Below are 22,987 nucleotides of genomic sequence, written 5' to 3'. Positions count from 1 at the left end.
GGGGATAGAAAATGTTTAAAAAAGCAATCCGTTCAGCAATTGTAGCAACTTTCTTGCTTCAAACATTAGCTGGGTCAGGCTATGTCACTCTTGCTGAGGAGAAGGAACAAAATCAGCAAGCTTTTATTTCAGAAGTTCATTATACAGATGATCTACGCTATATCGAATTGTATAACTTATCGACGAAAGTTATGGATATGAAGAATGTTCAACTGAAGGTCAATGGAAAAGTGCTAAAATTTAAAGAGGAAAATGAAAAGCAATCTGTACAACCAAAAGAAACGAAGTTAATCTTATTTGGAAATAAAACAGTTAATGAGATTAATGAGCGCTATAAGACAGAAATAAAGGAAGATCAAGTTTTATTTGCTACTGAGGATTTAAGTGATAAACAAATTAGGATTGAAGTAACGAATGAGAAAAATAAAACGGTAGATGTCATTGAAACAAGAAAAGAGAATAAAGATATATCAATTCATTCTTTTTGGAAAGAAACAAAGAAAGAAATAAAAAATGAAATACCATCCCCTGGGACTTACACTACATTCCAATCACACAAAAAAGAAAAAGCATCTACAGAATCCACACAAAAAGAGGCAGTCCAGCCAAACTCCAAACAACTAGAGCCTGCACAAAAAGATAATAATCAAAAAGAAAAGCCATTACAAGAAACAGCGCATGTACCTAAAGTGAAAATTAATGCACATGAGGATTTACCGATTGAACTTCAGTTAGCAAGTACATACGATGAGGCAAAAGTAAACCTTGTATATCGTAGTGCCTCCGGTTTGTTAGTGAAAAAACTGAAAATGAATAAAGGTGAGAATAATCGGTACTCCACTGTTGTTCAAAAGTCAGATATTTGGTCTGATACGTTTACATATTGGTTTGAAATTGAACAGGGTGGAAAGGTTATTACCTTTCCAGAAAAAGAACAATATGTAAGTACTGTTCAGCATCAAGTAGAAGATTATACAAAGAATAGGCCAGTTATGATTACTGAGCTAATGCCAGATACGATAAATGTAAATGGGAAAGATGGATATGAATTTATAGAGATATACAATAATTCAAGTGAAGCAATACAATTGAAAGATTATAAACTTATTTATCAGTATTCAGAAACTGGAAGTGAAGATTGGAATTTCACAGAAAATGCAACAATCCCATCAAAAGAAACGAGAGTGTTTTGGATTAAAAATGAAGGAAATGCAGGGGTATCAAAACAAGATTTTATTCAAGCGTACGGTGGAAATATAACTGAAGAACAAGTACTTCAAATTGAATCAGATGGGATGTCTAATAGTGCTGGAAGAACCATTCAATTTGCTGATAAGTACGGAACAGTTTTATCATCTGCAACATATGAAAAATCGGATGTAAAGGTTGGTCAGAGTGTTGCTTATGCATACAAGCCTGAAAGTGTTGAAATGCAAAAAGTAGGTTTGTTTGAAAAAGGAACACCTGTTGTGCAAATACCATTTCAAGTACCGTTAGAGCCAGTAAAACAATCAGATCAAGTTGGCGTTACGATTGAGCATACAGCATCACCTACTCATACCGAAGCAAAGGATCTAATTATTACTGCAACGATTAAAGTTGGGGAAAATGTAGCCGTTTTATATACTCAAGATGGCAAATTAACACACAAAAAATTGCAGATGAATAAAGAAGGAAATAGCGATATTTATAAGGTGACAATTCCTCAAAAAGAGCTATGGGGAAACTCATTATTCTATAAAATTGTCGTGCAAGGTAATCAAGAAACAATTGAAAAATCCTATGAAACAAAAATAGAGCATAAAAAAATAGATCCGCAAAGCGTACCGCCATTTTTGATTACCGAAGTGACGCCAGACACGACGAATGTTGGGAAAGCAGATGGATATGAATTTATTGAAGTGTATAACAATAGCGAGCAGGATCTTAATTTTAAGGATTATACAATTCGGTATCGTTATCCATCTGAAGGACCAGAGGGGGATCTCATTTGGGGATCCACTCCAGATGATGTTGTAATTCCATCAGGGCAATCTCTCGTATTTTGGATTATAAATGGTGAAAATAATGAGAAGAATGTAGCTGATTTTAATAAACAATTTGGAGTGAACTTAGTAGAAAATAAAAATATTGTTAGAATATACTCAAATGGAATGGCGAATGGAAGTGCCCGTGGCATTGTCGTTGCAACAAAGACGGGGAAAGAAATTGCAGCTGCCTACTACAATGATCAAGCAAACCAAGCTGATGTGAAAGCAAATAAGGGAATTTTATATCGCTATCCTCAAGATGGCTCACAAATGATGCAAAAGATTAGTAGTGCAGAGCATAATGCATCTCCTGGAACTGTATTCGAAGGGCAAGTACCGGCTGAACGAGTTGCTTTGAAGGCAGATGCAATTCCGCCGACAATTTCACATGAACCGGCAGAAGGGCTAATTTCTGAATTTCAAGATCATAAATTGAGTTTTTCTGTTCTTGATAACGAACAAGTTAAAAGTGTGAAATTATATTACAAAACGAATCCTAATGCAGAATATAAAGTTGAAAATTTAGTAGAGAATCGTGTAGATAAAAAATATTATTATACCATTTACTCACCTGAATTAATTGGAAAAGAGAAAATAACATATTACTTGGAAGCTTCTGATGGCTTACATGTAGTAAAAAGTGATATGTACGCAGTGCAAATAGCTAGTGAGAAAGATAAAGGCCCTCTTCGTCTTAATGTAAAAGATGATGAAGTGGTCGCAAATCAAGTTTTATTAAAAGGAACCTCTTCGTCGGTTGGGTCTGAACAGCTTTCTCTTTTAGTGGACGGAAAGAAAGTAGAGACGAACACATATCGTGCTCTAGAGAAGCCTGCCTATTTTGCTTTCGATGTAAAACAAACTGACTTGTATTTTAAAAACGCAGTCACAATTGGAAATGAAGTGTTGCGTGTATTTGATGATACGTATAGTGATTATGTCACATTAACTGTAAAAATTGATCAATCAAAAATTAAATATAATGAACCGTTCAAAATTGATATTCGATCTGGCACAAAAACGTCTCCATTTGATGATCGAGTGGAAGAGAACAAAGATGATTTTTATTTGAAAAATGTTCGCCTTGTATTAGCGGATGGAACGACTTTATATGATCCGAACTTTGCAAATCCAAATCAGGAGTTATCAGTTGGTGATGGAGATACATCAACACCAGTATTTACGTTCGGATTCCAGGTTCCGGAAGACAAATTTATTTCGAACGCGTATTTATGGGATACAAAACAAGAAAAGGATGGAAATCATCGAATTGCAGTGCAAGATGGGGTAAATAAAGAAGTCATTGCGAATGTAAAAGTTGATAACACACCACCACAGATTTCTACTACGGTACAGAACGAAAAAAAATATAAAGGGAAAATTCCAATCGATGTAACAGTTACGGATGATATAGCAGGAGTAAAAAATAAAAAAGTTATATTGGACGGTAAAGAGATTATAACTCCGTACGAAACATCATCTGCACAATTAGCAGCAGGAAAGCATGAGCTACATGTGGAGGCGGAGGACCAAGTAGGGAATCGTCAAGAAAAGACAGTTATGTTTGAAACCTGGGCAGAAAATCCAACAGATCCTACTCCGATTGCACCTAAAGACGGAGAGGAAAATGTGAATACGAGTCCGACACTTGAAGCGAAAGTAATTGATCCAACAAATGATGCAATGAAGGCAACATTTTATAAAGGGTATTCGTATAAGCCGAATGAAACAGATCATATGAAAATTACCGAAAATGCAATAGAGCAAGAGCCACCACAAGCATTTGCTGTAAATGGTGAGAAAAGCTTTGACCAAGATCAGCTAAGTAAAGTTAGTAAAAAAGATGGGAAATATTATACAACGGAATCAACAGAGAAATTCCCGTACCATCGCTTTGATGTAACAGTTGCTGATGATGTGAGAAATGATGATACGGTAGAAGTAAAGTGGTATGGTCGTTCTCTAGAAGGAAGAAAAGTTACAATGTATGCTTGGAACTATATGACAAATAAGTGGACAGAACTTATATCGAAAATTGCTGGAGACAAGGATTTTGAATTAAAAGGTGCTGTATTAGCAAAAGAATATGTAAAAGATCAAAAAGTAAGTGTTATCGTGCAAGACCAAATTCCAAGTTCACCAAATAAGTTTGATTACACATTTGTATGGATGTCTGATACACAGTATTATTCCGAAAGTTATCCACATATTTATAAAAGTCAGGTTGATTGGATTGCTGCGCAAAAAGATCCATTAAATATTAAATATGTGTTCCATACGGGAGACCTTGTTGATAAGTCATATCAAGAATTTCAATGGCAGCGTGCAGATGAATATATGAAAGTACTTGAGAATGCGAAAGTACCGTATGGTGTGTTGGCTGGGAATCATGATGTAAATCATAAAGATGAGGACTATACAGCATACTCAAAATATTTTGGGGACTGGCGTTTTAAAGATAAGGCATTTTACGGTGAAAGTTATAAGGATAACCGTGGACACTATGATTTGATTTCAGCAAAAGGTAACGATTTTATTATGATGTATATGGGATGGGGCATTACAGATGAAGATATTCAATGGATGAAGGAAGTATTGCAGAAATATCCAAATCGAAAAGTAATTTTATCATTCCACGAATATTTACTTGTATCAGGTAATCGTAGTCCGATTGGCGACAAAATTTTTAATGAAGTAGTTAAACCGAATAAAAATGTGTTAGCTGTGTTGAGCGGACATTATCATGATAGTGAGACATTAGTTGATGAAATTGATGATAATGGGGACGGAATCGCAGATCGTAAAGTATATCAAATGTTAGCGGATTATCAAGGTGGTCCAGAGGGTGGACAAGGTTATATGCGTCTTTTGCAATTTGATACAACCGCAAACAAAATGTATATCAAAACGTACTCTCCATATTTAAATGAATATAATTTTTATAAACCAGAAGAGTATCCAGGAAAAGATGAATTTGAATTAGACGTTGATTTGAAACCTGCGATAAAACAAGTTGCAACAGATTATGTAGAAGTAAACGTGTACACGAATGAAGTAATTGGTAAAGATAATTTTGTAGCAAATTGGCGCAACGCAAAAGTAAAATGGGAGAACTTAAAGGAAAATACGACGTATCAATGGTATATGAAAGTCGAAGACCGATATGGTGGTCAAGTAACTTCACCAGTTTGGTCCTTTACAACAGGTAAGAAAGGTAGGAGATGGAACGTGTTCCCAAGTTAGGGAACACGTTTTTTAAAATCGTAAGAAATTTATCCCGCTATTCGTGGGCAGTAATACCCCCACCTCAAAATTCAGCAAAAGCAAAGAAGGTAGGTGGGAGATAAACTGCCCATAAAAGCCCGATTGGTTCAACTAATAATCAGTGGGGGATGAAGAAAACCCCCACTGATTAAAGTTTCACTTTATGTGCCATTGGTCCAACTAGCTTCGTTTTTTTGTAAACCACCGCGTGCTTCAATTTCTTTTACAATTTCTTTATAAATAGTTTGGCCTTCTACATTTAAGTAGGGCATCATTTGTTGTAAGGAATGATGAAAATAAGCGAGTTCTTCTTGATTCCATTGATCTTTCGGAGTCATTGATAACTCTGTCATATCACGTCCAACATGCATTGTGCAGCACCTCCATCATCATTAGTTTGAATGAATGTTTTTGTCTGTATACGTAAAAAATATTTTTCTTTTCGTATTTTTAACGGATAGGTTCAGTCAAGGATGGTTACATTATTTGTTGTGGAGGTGAGAAAGATGAACAAAAAACAACAAAGTTTAGGTAAAACAACTTCTGGTGCTAGCATTCAAAGCGCAGGTTTTGGAACAGAATTTGCTTCTGAAACAAATGCACAAGAAGTAAGACAACAAAATGCACAAGCAGAAGCTAAAAAATCACAAGCTTCTAGCGTTAGCGCTCAAAGTGCAAGTGCTGGCTATGGTACAGAGTTTGCAACTGAAACAAATGTACAAGCAGTAAAACAACAAAATGCAAAATCAGCAGCAAAAAAATCTTAGTACGAATCAATAACAAAAAACACTTCTCTAATGTAAGGGAAGTGTTTTTTCTTTGTTATGTTTTCATAATTTTACTTTTATGTGAGCCGACATAACTTCTAATAAGTCAACAAATGTAGTCAAAGGAGAAGATACGGCTTTATTCGAAAATATGTAATAGTATTTTTAGGGGGGGATGGAATGAAACTGTTTGATGAACTGGTTGAAGAACAATTACGGACGATGGATGAATTATTAAAGTTACAAGTTCATTTAGAAAAATATCAACACCTTGAAAGGAATCAGCAAGATGTGAAGGAACTCTATTTTATTCGCCAAGAAATTCAAAAAACAGAAAGAGCATTAAAAGGTTTACAGTTGAAATTTGAGCAACAAACAGCAGCGGTGATTCATTCTTTTGAAAATGAGAAGATGCTTTCGAACGAAGAGACGATTTCATGAATCGGCTCTTTTGTTTTAAAATTTCGACAGAAACGTTATAATAAAAAGAAAAGTGAATTCGGCTCAATATGTTTGAAAAAGAAATAAAAAAGGCACTGTATCTCAAATAACAACTTTAGAAGAGCTTTCACGACGAAAGAAGGGAGAAAGTATGGGGTTTCCCAAAGAAGGAGAAAAAATACAAATACATAGTTATAAACATAATGGTTCTATTCATAGAATGTGGGAAGAGACAATAGTTTTAAAAGGGACACAAAGTTGTGTTATTGGAGCAAATGATCGCACTGTCGTAACAGAAGCTGATGGGCGCACGTGGATTACTCGTGAACCGGCTGTTTGTTATTTTCATTCAAATTATTGGTTTAATATTATTGGCATGCTAAGGCAGGAAGGTGTGTACTACTATTGTAATTTAAGTTCGCCATTTGCCTATGATTATGAAGCATTAAAATATATTGACTATGATTTAGACATTAAAGTGTATCCAGATATGACCTATACGTTGTTAGATGAAGATGAGTATGAAAAACATCGTGAGCTTATGAATTACCCACCTGTAATTGACACTATATTAAAGAGAAACGTTGAGTATTTAACGCAATGGATTCATCAGCGAAAGGGGCCATTTGCTCCTGATTTTATTGATATGTGGTATGAACGATATTTAATGTATAGAGATTAAAGAAAAACCTGCTCGGGCATCCAGCAGGTTTTGTCCTTTTAACATGAGGGGGAGTGGCATGAAAGGAATAAAACGGTATCTACAATTTGTAAAGCCATATCAGTGGCTCATTACGATTACTATCGTAATAGGTCTTATTAAATTTGGTATTCCGCTTATTATGCCGTGGTTATTAAAGTATATTATTGATGATATTATTCAAGGAGGAAGTTCAATAGAACAGAAAACATCTCAATTATTTGTAGCTACCGGGATTGCATTGTTTATTTTTGCGGTATTACGTCCTCCCATTGAATATTATCGTCAATACTTTGCGCAGCGTATTGGAAATGCAGTGTTGTATGATTTGAGAAAGCATATTTTTGCGCACTTACAAAGATTAAGTTTACGTTATTATTCCAATACGAAGACTGGCGAAATTATTTCACGTGTGATAAATGATGTTGAGCAGACGAAAGACTTCGTTATTACGGGATTAATGAATGTATGGCTTGATACAGCAACGATTTTTATTGCAATTGCGGTTATGTTTTCGATGAATATGAAATTAACGCTTGTTTCTTTACTTGTATTACCCGTTTATGTAGTTGCAGTCAAATATTTTTTTAGTCGCCTTCGAACATTAACACGTGAGCGTTCACAAGCGTTAGCGACGATGCAAGGATATTTACATGAGCGTATTCAAGGTATGCAAGTGACACGAAGTTTTGCTTTAGAGGAGTATGAAAAAGAAAAATTTCAAGAGAAGAACAGCAAGTTCTTAACGAAGGCATTAGCACATACGAGCTGGACAGCAAGGACATTTTCTACCGTAAACACGTTAACGGATCTAGGACCTTTAATCGTAATCGCTTTTTCTGCCTATGAAGTCATTCATGGATCGTTAACGCTCGGTACAATGGTAGCTTTTGTTGGATACATGGATAGTTTATATAGTCCGTTGCGTCGTCTTGTAAACTCTTCGACAACGCTTACACAAGCTTTTGCCTCCATGGATCGTGTTTTTGAATTATTAGATGAAGAATATGATATTATAGATTGTCCAGATGCTATTACGAAGAGGTCCATGCGCGGCGAGGTTGTATTTGAGGGTGTTTCATTTCGCTACAATGAATATGAACAAGATGTACTCCGAAATATTTCTTTGTCTATTTCACCAGGTGAAAAAGTAGCACTTGTCGGTTTAAGCGGGGGTGGAAAGTCGTCACTTGCAAGTTTGATTCCGCGTTTTTACGACGTTTCTAAAGGGACAATTTATGTAGATAAGGTAGATGTTAGAAATTACAATGTTCGGAATTTACGCAGCCATATTGGTCTTGTCTTGCAAGATAACATTTTATTTAGCGATACAATTAGAGCAAATATTTTATATGGAAGGCCTGAAGCAACGGATGAAGAGGTAGTAGAAGCAGCTAAAGCTGCACATATTCATGATTTTATTGTGAATTTACCAGATGGATATGAAACGGTTGTTGGAGAAAGAGGTGTAAAATTGTCTGGTGGGCAAAGGCAGCGCATCGCCATTGCGCGTGTATTTTTAAAAAATCCGTCATTGCTGATTTTAGACGAAGCTACATCTGCGCTGGATTTAGAAAATGAACGTTATATTCAAGAAGCGCTGCAAACGTTAGCTGCTGATCGAACTACAATTATTATTGCGCATCGATTATCGACAATTACACACGTAGATACAATCATTTATTTAGAGGATGGTGAAATAAAAGAAAAGGGTTCGCATCAGCAATTAATGCAAAAACGCGGTTATTATTATAATTTATATCAAATTCAACATATAAAAGAAACGACCCCTTCGTAATAGGAAAGGGTCGTTTTTCATTCGTCCTCTTGTTTTTCATGAATTTGTAGTTCATTTTCTGGGTTATGGTACGTATAGAAACTGTCTACAAGTAAATCTAAATGTTCTACTTCCTCGCTATAATTAATAATAGCTGAAACGAGAGGAAACAGGTGAAGCCATATTCGATAGCTTTCTTCATCATCTTTATTTTGATAGTTCATAAATATATCAATTAATTGTTGTTTACCAACAGAAACTTCGTCAAGAATTTCAACAGATTGTTGTTTCTTTGCTTTCCCAATAAATTTGAGTAATACTTGCTCATGATAATGAGTTAATGAATCCAGCTCATTTTGAATCGATTCTTGAAATGATTCTGGCATATATCGTAACTCGTTCTCTGTTCGATGGAGCGCCTTTAATGTACTTAAAGCGCGACTTGTTGTTGCTAACATTTGTCTAAATAGGACTAGTTTACGAATTTTAGCAACTTGTACTTTTTTGGTATAACTTCTTTCTTCTTTATACAGCAAATAGTAATGATTTAGACGAATCATTTTTTCTTTCATACGGTCAATATCTGTTTTCAATGTTGTGAAATCAGATGCTTGCCTACTACTCATTCGAATCCACTTTACAATTTCTTCTGTATTATCCACGATTTTATGATAAAGCTTTGTTTCGTATTTTGGCGGCATAAATATTAAGTTTACGAGAGATGCCGCAATAATCCCAACCATAATTGTTGCGAATCGTAATAGGGCAAAATCAAAGAAATTTGCTCCTTGATATTCCATAATGGCAATAACAGTTACGAGCGCAATGGAAATTGTATTTTCTAGATGTAATTTTAAAGCGAGTGCAATAACTAATATACACGTTAATCCAATAATAAAAGGATTACTTCCGAAGGCAAACACAAAGACAATGGCAAAAATTGCCCCCATCACATTTGCTTGAATTTGTTCTAGAGCTGTTAAATATGAGCGGTACACAGAAGGCTGTACAGCAAAAATTGCTGAGATTCCCGCAAATACAGGGCTCGGTAATTCAAGCAGCAAACATATAAATAAAGCTAATGTAATGGCAATACCCGTTTTTAAAACGCGAGCACCAAGTTTCATACTTTTTTTTTATATCCTTTCTTCCTTGTCAGAATGAATGTACAATATGATACTATACATTCATTAACTTATGTTAGCAAGTAGTATTTTAATGAAAAAACCTGCTGAACTTCAGCAGGTTTTTTTGATTTGTTATAGAGTACTATGAGAATCAAAAGGCGTCAATGAAAAAACTGTTATCCCACTATTCGTGGGCAGTAATATTCCCACCTCAAAATTCAGCGAAAGCATTGTCCAGCTTCAGTGGCTAGAATGTTCGGTGGCTTCGCTTCTTCCTACGAGGAAAAACCCCCCTCTACGTCAGAAGCTCCATCCTCCTCACATTCTGAACGAGCCACTTCCGCTTTTCTTAAGAAGTTAGGTGGGAGATAAACTGCTGGCATGCGCCCGATTGGTGAGGGCTGATAATTAGTGGGGGATGAAGAAAACCCCCACTGAATAAAGTTTCAATTTATTCTTTTGGTTTACTCTGTTGAAACAGATGGATCGGCTTGCTCTTTTGTTGGAATTACTTCGAAGAAATGAGAATTTAGATTGGTTAACAAAGGTGAGAGAAGAGCGACTTCTTCGTATTGTTCATGTTCATTTAATATACGAAGATAGTCTAATAATAGCTCTTTCACATCAGATTCTCCTATTTTGCTGAGTGGACGAATAGTAACATTCGCTCCTTTTGCAATTCGTCGTCTTAATGATTGTTCTGTTAATCCAAAATCAGGAAGATGACGCAAGTATACAACTCCACCTGTCATTCCGGCACAAATCCACGGTCCAGGGTCACCGAGGACGAGCGCGCGGCCGTTTGTCATATACTCAAAAGCAAATCCTTTTATATTAGCGTGAACACCGATATTTCCATGTTCTTCTTTCGGAAGTGGTTTTGTCATTTTTCCACCAATAATCATATCAGCTCCTGATAGACGAATCCCTGCTCTAGCGTCAGCGTTTCCTTGTATATATAATGCGCCTTTTTGTGCTCCGTATCCGAATCCCTTTCCAACAGAACCGTTATAGTATTTACCATCTTTTCCTTTTCCTTTTGTTTTTGTAATGTAAATACCACCGCCAAAAGCTGTTTTTCCAATGCCATCTTGTGCGCCGCCATTGACGTGAATGAAGAGATTTTCACTATTATAGGCGCCTAGACCATTTCCGGGAACAGATCCATTTGTGTATTTTAATGTGACGGGATCTAATACACGATTTTCATATAGTTTACTGCGAATACGGTAGCAAGATTCCATGCCCCCCATAACACGTTGATCGACGCCGACATGAATAAGTTCTTTAGATGCAATGGAATAATGAGCCTTGCTACATTCTTGATGCGCTGTTGTTTGCACGGCATTGTATGTTACATCTTCTAATGTTTGTAATAAGTAATGTAAATTTAGTAAATGCTGGCCGTGTGTTTGTTCCAATAAATCAGAACGACCGACAATTTCTTGTAAGTTGATATGGCCAAGCTGTCCCGTTAATCGTTTTAGTTCTGTTCCGAAAGCTGTGAATAAATGTAACAATCCTTCTACAGCACTTTCGAAATTTCGTGGTACGAAGCGGCGCAGGCCATGTTCTTTCGCTTGTGCTTCTGATTCGATTTGCGTTGCAATCCCGACATGACAAGTATCTAAATGACAGCCGCGGCATGTCGTACAACCGATTGCAATCATAGAAAGTGTACCGAAGCCAATGCGGTTTGCACCAAGAAGCATAATTTTTAATGCATCTGCAGCGCTGCGGATGCCGCCGTCAGCCCAAATTTCTACACGCTCTCTCATCCCAGCTTCTAACAGCGCGTTATGAGCAGCTTTTACACCAATTTCAACAGGAAGACCAACGTGCTGCAGGGCATGAATACGTGCGGCACCTGTCCCGCCATCGAAACCGCTAATGTTAATAAAGTCAGCACCAGCTTTAGCGATACCTACTGCAATGGTTCCGATATTAGGGACAACAGGAACTTTAACAGCTACTTTCGCATGTTGGTTGGCAGTTTTAATTTCAGTAATGATTTGGGCTAAATCTTCAATTGAATAAATGTCATGGTTATTGGAAGGAGAGATTAAATCCGAACCAATTGTTGCATTTCGCGCTTCTGCAATTTTTGCTGTTACTTTTGACCCCGGTAAATGTCCGCCTTCTCCTGGTTTTGCTCCTTGCCCAATTTTAATTTCAATTAAGTTAGATGAATTGAGGAGTTCAGCGTTGACACCAAAACGTCCTGATGCAATCTGTTGCCCGCGTGTATGTGGATATTTACCGATCATATCTTTAATTTCGCCGCCTTCACCGTTTAAACTAATCATATTTAATCGATCAGCGGCTTCGGCATATGCGCGGAAGGCAATTTCATTTTGTGAGCCAAATGACATCGAACTAATAATAAATGGTAGACTATGATTTTTTACTGCAATTGAGACTTTTTCAATTGGTGTTTTATGATTTGTTTCTTTTATTTTTATAAGGTGACGAATTGCTGTTGGATTTTTTTCTTCTAATTCATCCAGTTTTTCACGGTAGTCATCGTATGCATTTCCCTTGGAAATATCTCCAATCGCTTTCCAAATGCGCGGGAATAGATGAAATGTTTTTCGTATGTTTGCTTTTTCATTTGTATAATCGATTGCCCGGACTTTTGCATCTTCTGCTAGTGCTTGTAGCGAAAAAGCCAACCTACTAGATCCAAGGAAATTCGTAATATCCAATATCTGTGCAATTTCTTCGTGTAGACCAATGGAAGAGAAGAGGCGACCATAGCCGCGTAATTCATGAATTCCAAGTGTTGAAATCACTTTTTCAATTCCTTTATTCAATGCGTTATATAAATTGAGAAGAGGCGTTTCTGTTTCATCGTTTACTGTTGCAAATGTAAGGTATGGATTGATAACATCTGCTCCTAAACCATATAAAGTTACAATGTCGTGTAAAGAGCGAAGTGCTCCCGAACGTACGGCAATTGCACAATTACGGCGGAGTTTATGCTTCACGAGCTCTTGATGAACTTTGGCTGTAATTAAGTGCGGATCAATCCATAACTGATTGTTTTGATGAGCTTTTGCATCATCAATGATAAGAAGTGATGTACCTTTTTTTATTGCTGCTACAGCTTCTGTCCCAAGGCGATTGAGTGCCGCACCTAAAGTTTCATCTTCTGTAAACGTTCCAGATACTTTATAAACCGTGCTGTGTAGAGCAAATAGCCGTATGAGTTGTTCATAAGATACTGTGTCTAGATGCCCTGCAGCTTGTTGCCCCAATGTGCCTTCTAAGATAATAGGGCTTGGAAGTTCTACAATGAATGGTTGTTCGTTTGCTGTATACAGAGTTGGTCGTTTCCCTACAATTGTACGCGTCGAAAAATGCTCTACTTCCCGGTCGCGATCAATTGCAGGATTTGTTACAACAGCAACGCTTTCCTTTATAAAATCAGCAATATTTTGTCTTCCTGTATCGAGTGCTGCAAGGGGGGCATCATGCCCGAGGGAACGAATTGGTTCAGCGCCTTTTTTAGCCATTTGTTCGAGAAGCTGAATATGTTCTCGGTCCCAGCCAAAAGCCGCGTATTGCTCTGTTTTTACTTCTGTAATTGAAACAAGGTTATCTAATTCATCTGTTGGCGGAACATGTAGGTGGTAGCGATAATCGGTAAATTCAATTCGTTGTTTCATACGTGCATATACTTCTTTTTGGTATGCATCGTATTCGTATAAAATAAGATCACCCTTCGCGTTTCGCTTTAGGCCTACTTTTTCCCCTGGAGCAAGTGATTTTGGTTCTGCCATGTATTCAGCCGGAGAAATAACACCTGGTTCAGAGGAAAAAATATAAGAGCTTTCCGTTTCTACTTTCCAAACGGGGCGTAAACCAAGGGAGTCGACGCTAAAAACAGCTTCATCTTTATGTCGTGAAATAATTCCAGCCGGTCCTTGAGCAAAATGTCCCCATGCTTCACGTATATACGTATATAAGTCTTGCATATGCGGCTTGTATAATTTAATTTCATTAATAATTGGTGGAAATAATATATCCATTGCTTCGAATAAACTATAGTTGTAATGGGTGAGAAGTGTTTCTAGCGTACGATTTAAGTCTTGAGAGTCGCTGCCTCCAATTGCAAGGGACACATCAATCATTTCAGCTTGATCTCGCAGCTTAGCAATAGTATTAATTTCTCCATTATGTCCAAGGATGCTAAATGGTTGAACACGAAAAAAATTAGATAATGTATTAGTAGAATAGCGGTTATGTCCAAGAGTCATTGTAGATGCAATAAGTGGATGACGCAGGTCAGCGTAATATGATACAAGTGTATCCCCAGCTCCGAGTACCTTATAAACAACATAATTAGGACTAAATGACGCAACATGAATTGCTTCATTTTTTTCGATTTCTATCGTTAGCGAGAATAGTAATTGATCAATCTGTTCATGTTGATTTTTTGGAATAACAGCAATTTGCCAAAATAGCGGTTCTTCTTGTTTACCAAGAGGTCCAAGGGCATTAGAGTTAGTTACGGCGCTAGTTTCAAATATAATCGTTAAATTTTCTCTCTGTAGTAAGGAACGGATATCATTTTGTAAGGCATGTGTGTCTTGTTTTTGATGTAGAAAAAAATGTCCAACGATAAAGTGAGGATGGTTCACTAATGTTGGGTTATAACCATATTTAGTTAATTTTTCTTCCCAAAGTGCTTTAGGAAGATCGATATGAATTCCGATTCCATCGCCTTCGTTATTAATAAATCCAGCACGGTGATTCATTTTTACAAGAGATTGTATACAAAGATCGATGTTTTCTTTCGTTGGAATATTTTGTTTTTCCATTACGGAAACGATTCCACATGCATCATGTTCTGCATTTGCATAATTTTGAAATGAAGACGGTGTCCATTTATTTGTTGTACCCGGCATCCGTCAATCCCTCCTCTTTTTGAATTTGGAATAATCAAAATATTCAAGGTGTACAACACCTTGTATTAAACATAATAAAGTGAAACTTCCATCAGTGAGGGGTTCTTCATCCCCACTATTGATTAGTTGAACCAATTTGTATCTGAAATTAAAACAGATAATTATGAATAATTATACTATTGATGTGTGATTTATGAAATAGTAAAAATAAAAAAACAGAGTGTTACCTCTGTTTTTTTATTTTATTCCTATTAAAGAGGGTAGTGTATTTTGTTGTTTATGAAAAATTTTATTTTAAAGCAGCAAATGCTCTGCCAACAGCTTCAATTGTGTATTCAATGTCTTCTTTTGTATGTTCTGTAGTTAAGAACCATGCTTCATATTTAGATGGTGCTAAGTTAATTCCTTCGTGAAGCATGAGTTTGAAAAACTTACCAAACGTTTCACCATCTGTATTTTGTGCAGCATCGTAGTCTTCGATCTTATCTTTTGTAAAGTATACTGTTAAAGCACCTTTTAGGCGATTTACTGTAATATCGATGTTATGTGCAGTTGCTTGTTCTAGAATACCTTTTTCAAGCATTGCTCCAAGTTCATCTAGTTTTTCATATACTCCTTCTTGCTTAAGTACCTCTAAGCATGCGATACCAGCAGCCATAGAAGCTGGGTTTCCGGCCATTGTACCTGCTTGATACGCAGGACCGAGCGGCGCAACTTGCTCCATAATTTCTTTTTTCCCGCCGTAAGCACCAATTGGAAGGCCACCGCCGATTATTTTGCCAAGTGCAGTTAAGTCTGGTGTTACTTCAAGTAAATCTTGAGCGCCGCCATACATAAAGCGGAAAGCTGTAATAACCTCATCATAAATAACTAACGCACCTGCTGCATGAACAAGTTCATTCACTTTTTCAAGGAAGCCTGGTTTTGGTTCAACGATACCGAAGTTTCCAACGATTGGCTCTACAAGAATTGCGGCAACTTCATGTCCCCATTTATCTAAAGCTTCTTTTAATGTATCTACATTATTAAAAGGAACTGTAATCACTTCTTGGGCAATACTTTGTGGTACACCAGCAGAATCAGGAGTACCAAGTGTAGAAGGACCAGAGCCTGCTGCTACAAGAACTAAGTCCGAATGTCCATGGTAGCAACCCGCAAATTTCATAATTTTTGTGCGTCCTGTATAAGCGCGAGCAACGCGGATTGTTGTCATAACAGCTTCTGTTCCTGAGTTTACAAAACGTACTTTATCCATCGCGGGTATAGCTTCTTTTAGCATTTTTGCAAATTTTACTTCTAAAGCTGTTGGTGTTCCGTATAACACCCCATTTTCGGCAGCGACTTTAATCGCTTCTGTTACATGTGGATGAGCATGACCTGTAATAATCGGTCCGTATGCTGCTAAATAATCGATATATTTGTTGCCGTCCACGTCCCAAAAGTAAGCACCTTGACCGCGCTCCATTGCAACTGGTGAACCGCCGCCAACTGCTTTATAAGAGCGAGAAGGACTGTTTACACCACCAACGATATGTTCTAAAGCATCTTTATGTAGTTCTTCTGACTTTGTGAACTTCATGAAAATTCATCTCCTTACAAAAATCTATGTATTATTTTAACACGTTTTTGGAAAAGACGTATTGTTTGTACAAGTTGCTACTGTTGGGTAAACTATTCGTTGTGCTAAACAGAAACTTTCACTATCGAATTGATGATTATATAAAAAACCTTTCTTTTTAGAGGAGGACGAGAGCATCTGGCTGTGCATAGAAGCGGTCAGGGCCTTTTTCTGCCACATGCCTGGTTTAAAACAAAGGGATCAAGCGAGTGGGAGTCATTTTGCATTGCTATATAGCAATGATTTATATGTCGAAAAATATATAGTTAGGCGTATAACAAGGAAAGATATTGTTTACTAGAGTGGAAGATAGAAAGGAGAATCGTAATGGAGACGGTTATTGAAGTAAAAGATTTACGAAAAGAATTTATATCGTATTCAAGCCGCTCAGGATTAAAAGGAGCGTTTCGAGATTTATTAAATCGTAATTATAAAATTGTCCCAGCAGTAAATGATATTTCGTTTACTGTAAAGCAAGGAGAGATGGTTGGGTATATTGGAGAAAATGGCGCTGGTAAGTCCACTACGATTAAAATGCTAACAGGTATTTTGACACCGACTGCTGGACAAATTACTGTGAATGGCATGAATCCTCACAAACAAAGGGAAGAGTTTGTGAAAACAATTGGTGTTGTGTTTGGTCAACGCTCGCAGCTTTGGTGGGATATTGCTGTGCAAGAATCATTTCGTTTGTTAAAAAAAGTATATGGTGTATCTGATGCAGAGTATAAAGAACATATGGAGCATGTAATTGAAACATTAGATATTGGTCCTTTATTGGATAAACCAGTTCGGAAGTTATCGCTCGGACAACGGATGCGCTGTGAACTAGCGGCAGCTTTAATTCATAATCCGCCGCTATTGTTTTTAGATGAACCGACAATCGGTCTTGATGTCCTCGTTAAATTAAAAATCCGTGATTTTCTAAAAGAAATGAATGAACGATATAAAACAACAATTTTATTAACGACGCATGACATTACGGATATTGAAGCACTTTGTGATCGTGTTGTCATGTTAGATGAAGGAAAAATAATGTATGACGGATCTTTAGACAAGCTTCGTTCGCAATGGGGAGCAGAAAAAGAAATTCATTTTCAATTTGTAACCTCTGTTTCTTATCAGCAACTTGCGATGTTAATGCCTGATAATAATGTAGTTTGGTCACAAGGAAAAGAACAAACTACATGGATTGCTAAGATCCCAAATGAAGAAGTTATGATTTCAACTCTTATATCAAAAGTTGTGCAATCTTTTGCAATTAAAGACTTAAAAATTAATGAAGTTTCTACAGAAGAAATCATTCGTAATATTTATGAAGAGGGCATGATTCATGGGTAAGTATATTGAAATGATTCGCGTTCGGTTTTTAATGATGCTTGCGTATCGAACAAATTATTATAGCGGTATTATTATTTATACAATTAATATCGGAGCATATTATTTCTTATGGCAAGCCATTTATAGCGGAAAAGAAAATATTGAAAGTTTATCGGTTACACAAATGACGACATACATTGCAATTGCCTGGATGGCCCGTGCATTTTATTTTAATAATATTGATCGGGAGATTGCGATGGAAATTAAGGAAGGACGGGTTGCAGTTGAATTAATTCGTCCATATAACTATTTAGGTATGAAAGTAATGCAAGGATTAGGAGAAGGGATTTTTCGATTTGCTTTCTTCTCTATCCCAGGTATGGTCATCGTTACATTGTTATTTTCACTGCAAATTACAACAAATTTCCAAACGTGGTTGTACTTTTTCCTATCATTATTATTTAGTTTTATCATCAATACACAAATTAATTTAATGACAGGAATGTTAACATTTTTCTTATTTAATAATAATGGAATTATGTATGCAAAACGCGTTGTTATTGACTTGTTTTCAGGGTTATTACTTCCGATTAGCTTCTATCCGCTATGGGCGCAAAAAGTAATGACGTTTTTGCCGTTTCAAGCGATTAGTTATATTCCTAGTATGATTTTCTCAGAAGGAATGCAAGGTGAGGCGATTTATAAAGCTTTACTATTTCAAATCATATGGGCAGTGCTTCTCATTATTCCAATTGTTATGATGTGGAAAACAGCGAGAAAACGGCTGATTGTGCAAGGGGGATGATGAAGTCATGTTATATTTTAATTTGTTTTTACAATATGCAAGTCAATATATAAAAACGAAGTTGGAATATCGCGGGGATTTTATTGTTGGTTTGCTATCTGATTTATTGTTACAAGCAGTAAACTTAATTTTTATCCTTGTTGTATTTGGACATACGCAAGCGCTAAAAGGATGGAACAGGGAAGAAGTTATCTTTATTTATGGTTTTTTCTTGGTTCCGTTTGCGATTTTCTCTTCGTTCTTTAATATATGGGATTTTAATGATCGTTATATTGTAAAAGGGGAAATGGACCGAATTTTAACACGTCCTATTCATAGTTTGTTTCAAGTGATCTTAGAACGAATGGAATTGGAATCGCTTCTTGGTGCAATAACCGGTTTTGGCGTAATGGGATATGCTGCACTGCAGCTTCAATTAACATTTCATTGGTATGATTTCTTTCTATTTATATTGATGGTAATAGGCGGTGCACTCGTGTATGGTGGGATTTTCGTAACGCTTGCAAGCATTGGCTTTTGGTCAGATGCAAGAAGTTCTATTATGCCGCTCATGTATAACATCGGAAACTACGGACGTTATCCTGTTAATATTTATAATCGCGTTATTCGTTTTGTTTTAACGTTTGTATTACCGTTTGCTTTTGTTGGTGTGTATCCGGCATCTTACTTTTTAGGAAAAACTGAATGGAACTCCTATGCATTTGTAACACCGATTGTTGGGGTTATTTGTTTTTTAATCGGGTTTTCCGTTTGGAATTTAGGGGTAAAGCGATATCGCGGTGCTGGAAATTAATCTATTTCATCTTTAGACTAAGAGGGTTCATATGGGATAAATCATCTTTTGTCCTCATACAAATAAAATGAGGTGGAGGACATGTTGTGGGTGATTATTTTATTGATTGCTGCGATTGCTGTATTACGAAGTATACAATTGCTATGGAGTTCGGCAGGAGAATCAAACCGTTTTTTCTCTTTGTATAATCTGATTTCGTTATTTCTTATTTATACAACGGTACTAATTGCATTTGCGCTTAGTTATGTTGTTTTAGAAGAAAGTGGATTTTCGGTATTAGAAGAAGATGGGAAGATAGTAATGAATCACTCATTTGCACTTGTAGAAATATGTTTATATTTTAGTGCAATTACGTTGTTATCAGTTGGATATGGTGATGTAACTCCTATTGGAATTGGCCGTTGGATTGCAATTGTAGAAGCGTTAATTGGATATACGATGCCATTTGCATTTGTTGTGCGGACAGTTATGGAAAATGAAAAATGATAGGATATTTGATATAGTGGAAGCAAAAGAGAAGGAGTGATTTTACATGGTTGCAGTAGGACAAATGGCACCGGATTTCACGCTAACAGCAAGTAACGGAGAGCAAGTAAAATTAGCTGATTTTCGAGGGAAACACGTTGTAATTTACTTTTATCCGAAAGATATGACACCAGGGTGTACAACTGAAGCGTGTGATTTTCGTAATCATCATGTAGCCTTTGGAGAGTTAGAGTGTGTAATTTTAGGGATAAGTACAGACTCTTTGCAGCGACACGAGAAATTTATCGAAAAATATAATTTGCCATTTTTGCTGTTAGCTGATGAAGATCATACAGTTGCAGAAATGTATGATGTGTGGAAGCTTAAGAGAAACTTTGGAAAAGAGTACATGGGAATTGAAAGATCGACATTTATAGTTGATAAAGAAGGACAGTTAGTGAAAGAATGGAGAAAAGTTAAAGTTAAGGGCCATGTAGAAGAAGCGTTGGAATTTGTTAAAGAAAATTTATAATGGGCCTGTAAATGCTAAAGTAAACGAGACAGTAGGTACAAATAGAAATTTACGCAGAATAAAATAATTAATGAAATATTACAAGGCATATGACTATACACTTTTGGGAATTTTTCATATGTTAACAGTGTAGGGCATACCTCCTCAGATGATAGTTTTTCATGTGCGAGTTTTTCTCGCACTTTTTTCGTGTAAGTGTATAAAAAGAAGTAGGATCATCTAAAAATAAAGTGAAACTTTATTCTTTAATTAATCTTTTTTCTTTTTGGATATCTTTGAAGTGGGAGGTGGCTGCTGCTGGCGCCCACATTAACTATGTTTACACTGTTTATTAAATTTGAAATAAGTTAAAGAATAAAATACATAGTTATAGTAGAAATGTTGACGAGTGGAAGGAAAAGGAGTACACTCTTTATAAGAATTATAAAATAATAATCCGTATAGAATCGGGGTGCATGACGGTGGTCAAAGAAGAATTAAAAGAAGCGCTGGAAATGTTGAAAAATACGGGTGTACGCATTACTCCACAGCGTCATGCTATTTTAGAGTACCTTGTGGAATCTATGATGCATCCAACAGCGGATGAGATTTATAAAGCATTAGAAGGTAAGTTTCCAAATATGAGTGTTGCAACAGTTTATAATAACTTACGCGTATTTAAAGAAGTAGGGCTTGTAAAAGAGCTTACCTATGGTGATGCCTCTAGCAGATTTGATTACGTTACAAGTCAACATTATCACGTGATTTGCGAAAAATGTGGCAAAATTGTTGATTTTCCGTATGCAGATCTAGAGGAGATTGAGAACGAAGCCGCGAAAGCAACGGGTTTTGTAATCAATAGTCACCGTTTAGAAATTTACGGTGTTTGTCAAGATTGTAATAAGTAATAAGATTGATTAAGGAGCTGACGTTTCAAGTCAGCTCTTTTTTTTATAAAAGGCTCTGTTAAAGACTGCTGTTGATTTTTTTGTTAAGCTAACGATGTAGTTTAATACAATAAAAAAGAATTAATAAACTTTTATTTAAATGAAGATATAATGCGATTAACAGTAACGGGGTGCCATTATGGATGAACGAAAGGCGCGTTTAAAACAAAAGTTAAAAATAGCTCAACAAAAGAGCCAGAGATATAAATTAATGAGTTTACTAACCAAAGATATGTCAACTGTTATAGAAAAAAGTGATGTAATTACATCTCCGGAATTAGAAACAATCCTTAATAAGGTCCACGAGAAATGGAACTTTGAATTACATAAATGGGATTTTGTAATTAATTATAGTAATTTCAGAAAGGAATTTAGTTGGGAACAAGAGGTTATTCATTATGTGGAAGGGATAGATATTGAAGAAAACCTAGTTTATTTATTTTTGGGGATAGATGACAGTCCAATATTTCTTGTTAACGGAAAATGGGCGATAAAGAACTTTAGTATTCTATGGCAATGTATTAACAATGATGATATATGGATTATTAGTCAAGATTTTAGCTATGGTGTTCTAGTTTTTCGCTATGGAGGATATTTGGAACACGACCCCAATCCAAAAGAAATTTTTTATGCAATTACTAAATGGGATGATTAATTAAAAGGCTACTTCAACTAAAGCGTCGGTTAGTTGAAGTAGAAATCAGAAAAGGGCTGAATCGATCCTTTTCCTTTTCATCAGATATCAACATTATCATTTAATAAAGCCTTATAGAAAATAAATGTAGGCTTTCCGTTACATTTTGTAACCCTTTCGATTGTATTTTTCATCGAATTCTTTTCCTTCTAACCTTCGATCAAGTGTGAGCGGCTGGTTACAATGCATACAAGCATCAACTCGTCCAAGTATTTTTGTTGGTTTGTTACAAGACGGACAAACAACTTGAACGGTTTTTGTTGATAGCATACCAATCCAAAAATAAACAACAGTACTAGCGATGACGGAGAAAAACCCGACCATCATAAAAATTGTCATAACAAGAATGTTTTCTCGAAAAAAAACGCCTAAGTATGCAATGAAAAGTCCAATAAATACTAAACTTAATGCAAAAGTTCTAATCTTATTGATTTTATTTGAGTATTTAATGCTCATCTCTTTCACCTTCCTATAATGATAATATAACATAGAATTCTGAATTTTTGGATGATTAAAGGTATCTAGGCCTTTTTTATGTATTTTGAGGTGTTTAATTAGGATGTAGAATTTTTTATAAAAGGTATTGACCATCTATAAGGAGCATGCTATATTAATAAACGTCGCTGCTGCACAAGAGCAGAAAGCGAAATGAAAAAGAAGTGAAAAACAGTGTTGACATCAAAAAATAAAGATGTTAACATGAGGAAGTCGCAATTGAGCGGCGGATAAGTTCTTTGAAAACTGAACGAAACAAACAACGTGAAACGTCAATTTTTATTTATGATGCTAGACAAACTAACTTTATTGGAGAGTTTGAT

General features: G+C 36.1%; 17 protein-coding genes. 12 read left to right on the top strand and 5 right to left on the bottom strand.

Going from position 1 to position 22,987, the window contains the following annotated elements:
• The first annotated feature begins 11 nt into the window (after positions 1-11).
• Positions 12-5,273 carry a lamin tail domain-containing metallophosphoesterase family protein gene (locus ACIGHG_RS11240; RefSeq protein ID WP_396548477.1) on the top strand — a complete coding sequence of 1,754 codons (5,262 nt, stop codon included), beginning with the start codon at positions 12-14 and terminating at the stop codon, positions 5,271-5,273.
• Between the two features lie 182 nt (positions 5,274-5,455).
• Here ACIGHG_RS11240 and ACIGHG_RS11235 read toward each other — a convergent pair whose 3' ends face one another.
• Positions 5,456-5,665 carry a hypothetical protein gene (locus ACIGHG_RS11235; RefSeq protein ID WP_336472825.1) on the bottom strand — a complete coding sequence of 70 codons (210 nt, stop codon included), beginning with the start codon at positions 5,663-5,665 and terminating at the stop codon, positions 5,456-5,458.
• A 120-nt stretch (positions 5,666-5,785) separates the two neighbouring features.
• Here ACIGHG_RS11235 and ACIGHG_RS11230 point away from each other — a divergent pair, with 120 nt between their 5' ends.
• From ACIGHG_RS11230 to ACIGHG_RS11215, 4 genes are all read left to right on the top strand, one after another.
• Positions 5,786-6,061, top strand: coding sequence for a gamma-type small acid-soluble spore protein (locus ACIGHG_RS11230; protein WP_336472970.1), 276 nt, complete (start codon positions 5,786-5,788; stop codon positions 6,059-6,061).
• Positions 6,062-6,241: 180 nt separating this feature from the next.
• Complete coding sequence (locus tag ACIGHG_RS11225) at positions 6,242-6,502, top strand: YgaB family protein (RefSeq protein ID WP_090916976.1); 261 nt, start codon at positions 6,242-6,244, stop codon at positions 6,500-6,502.
• A 151-nt stretch (positions 6,503-6,653) separates the two neighbouring features.
• A complete protein-coding gene (gene ntdP / locus ACIGHG_RS11220; RefSeq protein ID WP_090916978.1) occupies positions 6,654-7,184 on the top strand; it encodes a nucleoside tri-diphosphate phosphatase in 531 nt (176 codons plus the stop codon).
• Between the two features lie 58 nt (positions 7,185-7,242).
• The gene (locus ACIGHG_RS11215; protein ID WP_336472824.1) at positions 7,243-9,000 is read left to right on the top strand and encodes an ABC transporter ATP-binding protein; all 1,758 of its coding nucleotides are present in this window, start codon (positions 7,243-7,245) and stop codon (positions 8,998-9,000) included.
• A gap of 17 nt (positions 9,001-9,017) precedes the next feature.
• On the opposite strand, the gene ACIGHG_RS11210 is transcribed toward ACIGHG_RS11215, so the two are convergent.
• The 3 genes from ACIGHG_RS11210 to ACIGHG_RS11200 form a co-directional block, all read right to left on the bottom strand.
• Positions 9,018-10,106: an FUSC family protein gene (locus ACIGHG_RS11210; RefSeq protein ID WP_090916981.1), complete on the bottom strand. Its 1,089-nt coding sequence runs from the start codon at positions 10,104-10,106 to the stop codon at positions 9,018-9,020.
• Positions 10,107-10,570: 464 nt separating this feature from the next.
• Positions 10,571-15,016, bottom strand: coding sequence for a glutamate synthase-related protein (locus ACIGHG_RS11205; protein ID WP_396548474.1), 4,446 nt, complete (start codon positions 15,014-15,016; stop codon positions 10,571-10,573).
• Positions 15,017-15,305: 289 nt separating this feature from the next.
• Entirely contained in the window at positions 15,306-16,595 is a 1,290-nt protein-coding gene (locus tag ACIGHG_RS11200) for a glutamate-1-semialdehyde 2,1-aminomutase (protein ID WP_336472822.1), read from the bottom strand.
• Between the two features lie 366 nt (positions 16,596-16,961).
• On the opposite strand from ACIGHG_RS11200, the gene ACIGHG_RS11195 reads away from it, so the two are divergent.
• The 7 genes from ACIGHG_RS11195 to ACIGHG_RS11165 all read left to right on the top strand — a co-directional run bounded on the left by ACIGHG_RS11195 (position 16,962) and on the right by ACIGHG_RS11165 (position 22,130).
• A complete protein-coding gene (locus ACIGHG_RS11195; RefSeq protein WP_396548472.1) occupies positions 16,962-17,975 on the top strand; it encodes an ABC transporter ATP-binding protein in 1,014 nt (337 codons plus the stop codon).
• Positions 17,968-18,759, top strand: a complete 792-nt coding sequence (locus ACIGHG_RS11190) for an ABC transporter permease (RefSeq protein WP_090916989.1) — start codon at positions 17,968-17,970, stop codon at positions 18,757-18,759. Before ACIGHG_RS11195 ends, ACIGHG_RS11190 begins: the two co-directional genes overlap by 8 nt.
• A gap of 7 nt (positions 18,760-18,766) precedes the next feature.
• Positions 18,767-19,552, top strand: a complete 786-nt coding sequence (locus ACIGHG_RS11185) for an ABC transporter permease (RefSeq protein WP_396548470.1) — start codon at positions 18,767-18,769, stop codon at positions 19,550-19,552.
• 81 nt (positions 19,553-19,633) lie between these two features.
• Positions 19,634-20,038 carry an ion channel gene (locus tag ACIGHG_RS11180; RefSeq protein WP_336472819.1) on the top strand — a complete coding sequence of 135 codons (405 nt, stop codon included), beginning with the start codon at positions 19,634-19,636 and terminating at the stop codon, positions 20,036-20,038.
• A 46-nt stretch (positions 20,039-20,084) separates the two neighbouring features.
• Positions 20,085-20,549: a thioredoxin-dependent thiol peroxidase gene (bcp, locus tag ACIGHG_RS11175; protein ID WP_336472818.1), complete on the top strand. Its 465-nt coding sequence runs from the start codon at positions 20,085-20,087 to the stop codon at positions 20,547-20,549.
• A 461-nt stretch (positions 20,550-21,010) separates the two neighbouring features.
• A complete protein-coding gene (gene perR, locus ACIGHG_RS11170) occupies positions 21,011-21,436 on the top strand; it encodes a peroxide-responsive transcriptional repressor PerR (RefSeq protein WP_170857749.1) in 426 nt (141 codons plus the stop codon).
• A gap of 178 nt (positions 21,437-21,614) precedes the next feature.
• Complete coding sequence (locus ACIGHG_RS11165; RefSeq protein ID WP_336472816.1) at positions 21,615-22,130, top strand: hypothetical protein; 516 nt, start codon at positions 21,615-21,617, stop codon at positions 22,128-22,130.
• Between the two features lie 138 nt (positions 22,131-22,268).
• Here the strand turns inward: ACIGHG_RS11165 and ACIGHG_RS11160 are convergent, their stop codons facing one another.
• Entirely contained in the window at positions 22,269-22,625 is a 357-nt protein-coding gene (locus tag ACIGHG_RS11160) for a YgzB family protein (RefSeq protein WP_090917001.1), read from the bottom strand.
• Positions 22,626-22,987: the final 362 nt, after the last annotated feature.

The organism is Bacillus sp. NPDC077411 (assembly GCF_044543425.1).
In the GTDB taxonomy this organism is placed as follows: Bacteria; Bacillota; Bacilli; order Bacillales; family Bacillaceae_G; genus Bacillus_A; species Bacillus_A bruguierae.
The sequence above is the reverse complement of the archived record's forward strand: the minus strand, read 5'-3'. Positions and strand labels throughout refer to the sequence as shown.

Bases quoted from the DNA above. Each gene is read 5' to 3' on its own strand.
- ACIGHG_RS11190 (WP_090916989.1), top strand. From the start codon at position 17,968: ATGGGTAAGTATATTGAAATGATTCGCGTTCGGTTTTTAATGATGCTT.
- ACIGHG_RS11165 (WP_336472816.1), top strand. From the start codon at position 21,615: ATGGATGAACGAAAGGCGCGTTTAAAACAAAAGTTAAAAATAGCTCAA.
- ACIGHG_RS11200 (WP_336472822.1), bottom strand. From the start codon at position 16,595: ATGAAGTTCACAAAGTCAGAAGAACTACATAAAGATGCTTTAGAACAT.
- ACIGHG_RS11185 (WP_396548470.1), top strand. From the start codon at position 18,767: ATGTTATATTTTAATTTGTTTTTACAATATGCAAGTCAATATATAAAA.
- ntdP (WP_090916978.1), top strand. From the start codon at position 6,654: ATGGGGTTTCCCAAAGAAGGAGAAAAAATACAAATACATAGTTATAAA.
- ACIGHG_RS11225 (WP_090916976.1), top strand. From the start codon at position 6,242: ATGAAACTGTTTGATGAACTGGTTGAAGAACAATTACGGACGATGGAT.
- ACIGHG_RS11205 (WP_396548474.1), bottom strand. From the start codon at position 15,016: ATGCCGGGTACAACAAATAAATGGACACCGTCTTCATTTCAAAATTAT.
- ACIGHG_RS11235 (WP_336472825.1), bottom strand. From the start codon at position 5,665: ATGCATGTTGGACGTGATATGACAGAGTTATCAATGACTCCGAAAGAT.
- bcp (WP_336472818.1), top strand. From the start codon at position 20,085: ATGGTTGCAGTAGGACAAATGGCACCGGATTTCACGCTAACAGCAAGT.
- ACIGHG_RS11210 (WP_090916981.1), bottom strand. From the start codon at position 10,106: ATGAAACTTGGTGCTCGCGTTTTAAAAACGGGTATTGCCATTACATTA.
- ACIGHG_RS11160 (WP_090917001.1), bottom strand. From the start codon at position 22,625: ATGAGCATTAAATACTCAAATAAAATCAATAAGATTAGAACTTTTGCA.
- ACIGHG_RS11240 (WP_396548477.1), top strand. From the start codon at position 12: ATGTTTAAAAAAGCAATCCGTTCAGCAATTGTAGCAACTTTCTTGCTT.
- ACIGHG_RS11215 (WP_336472824.1), top strand. From the start codon at position 7,243: ATGAAAGGAATAAAACGGTATCTACAATTTGTAAAGCCATATCAGTGG.
- ACIGHG_RS11180 (WP_336472819.1), top strand. From the start codon at position 19,634: ATGTTGTGGGTGATTATTTTATTGATTGCTGCGATTGCTGTATTACGA.
- ACIGHG_RS11195 (WP_396548472.1), top strand. From the start codon at position 16,962: ATGGAGACGGTTATTGAAGTAAAAGATTTACGAAAAGAATTTATATCG.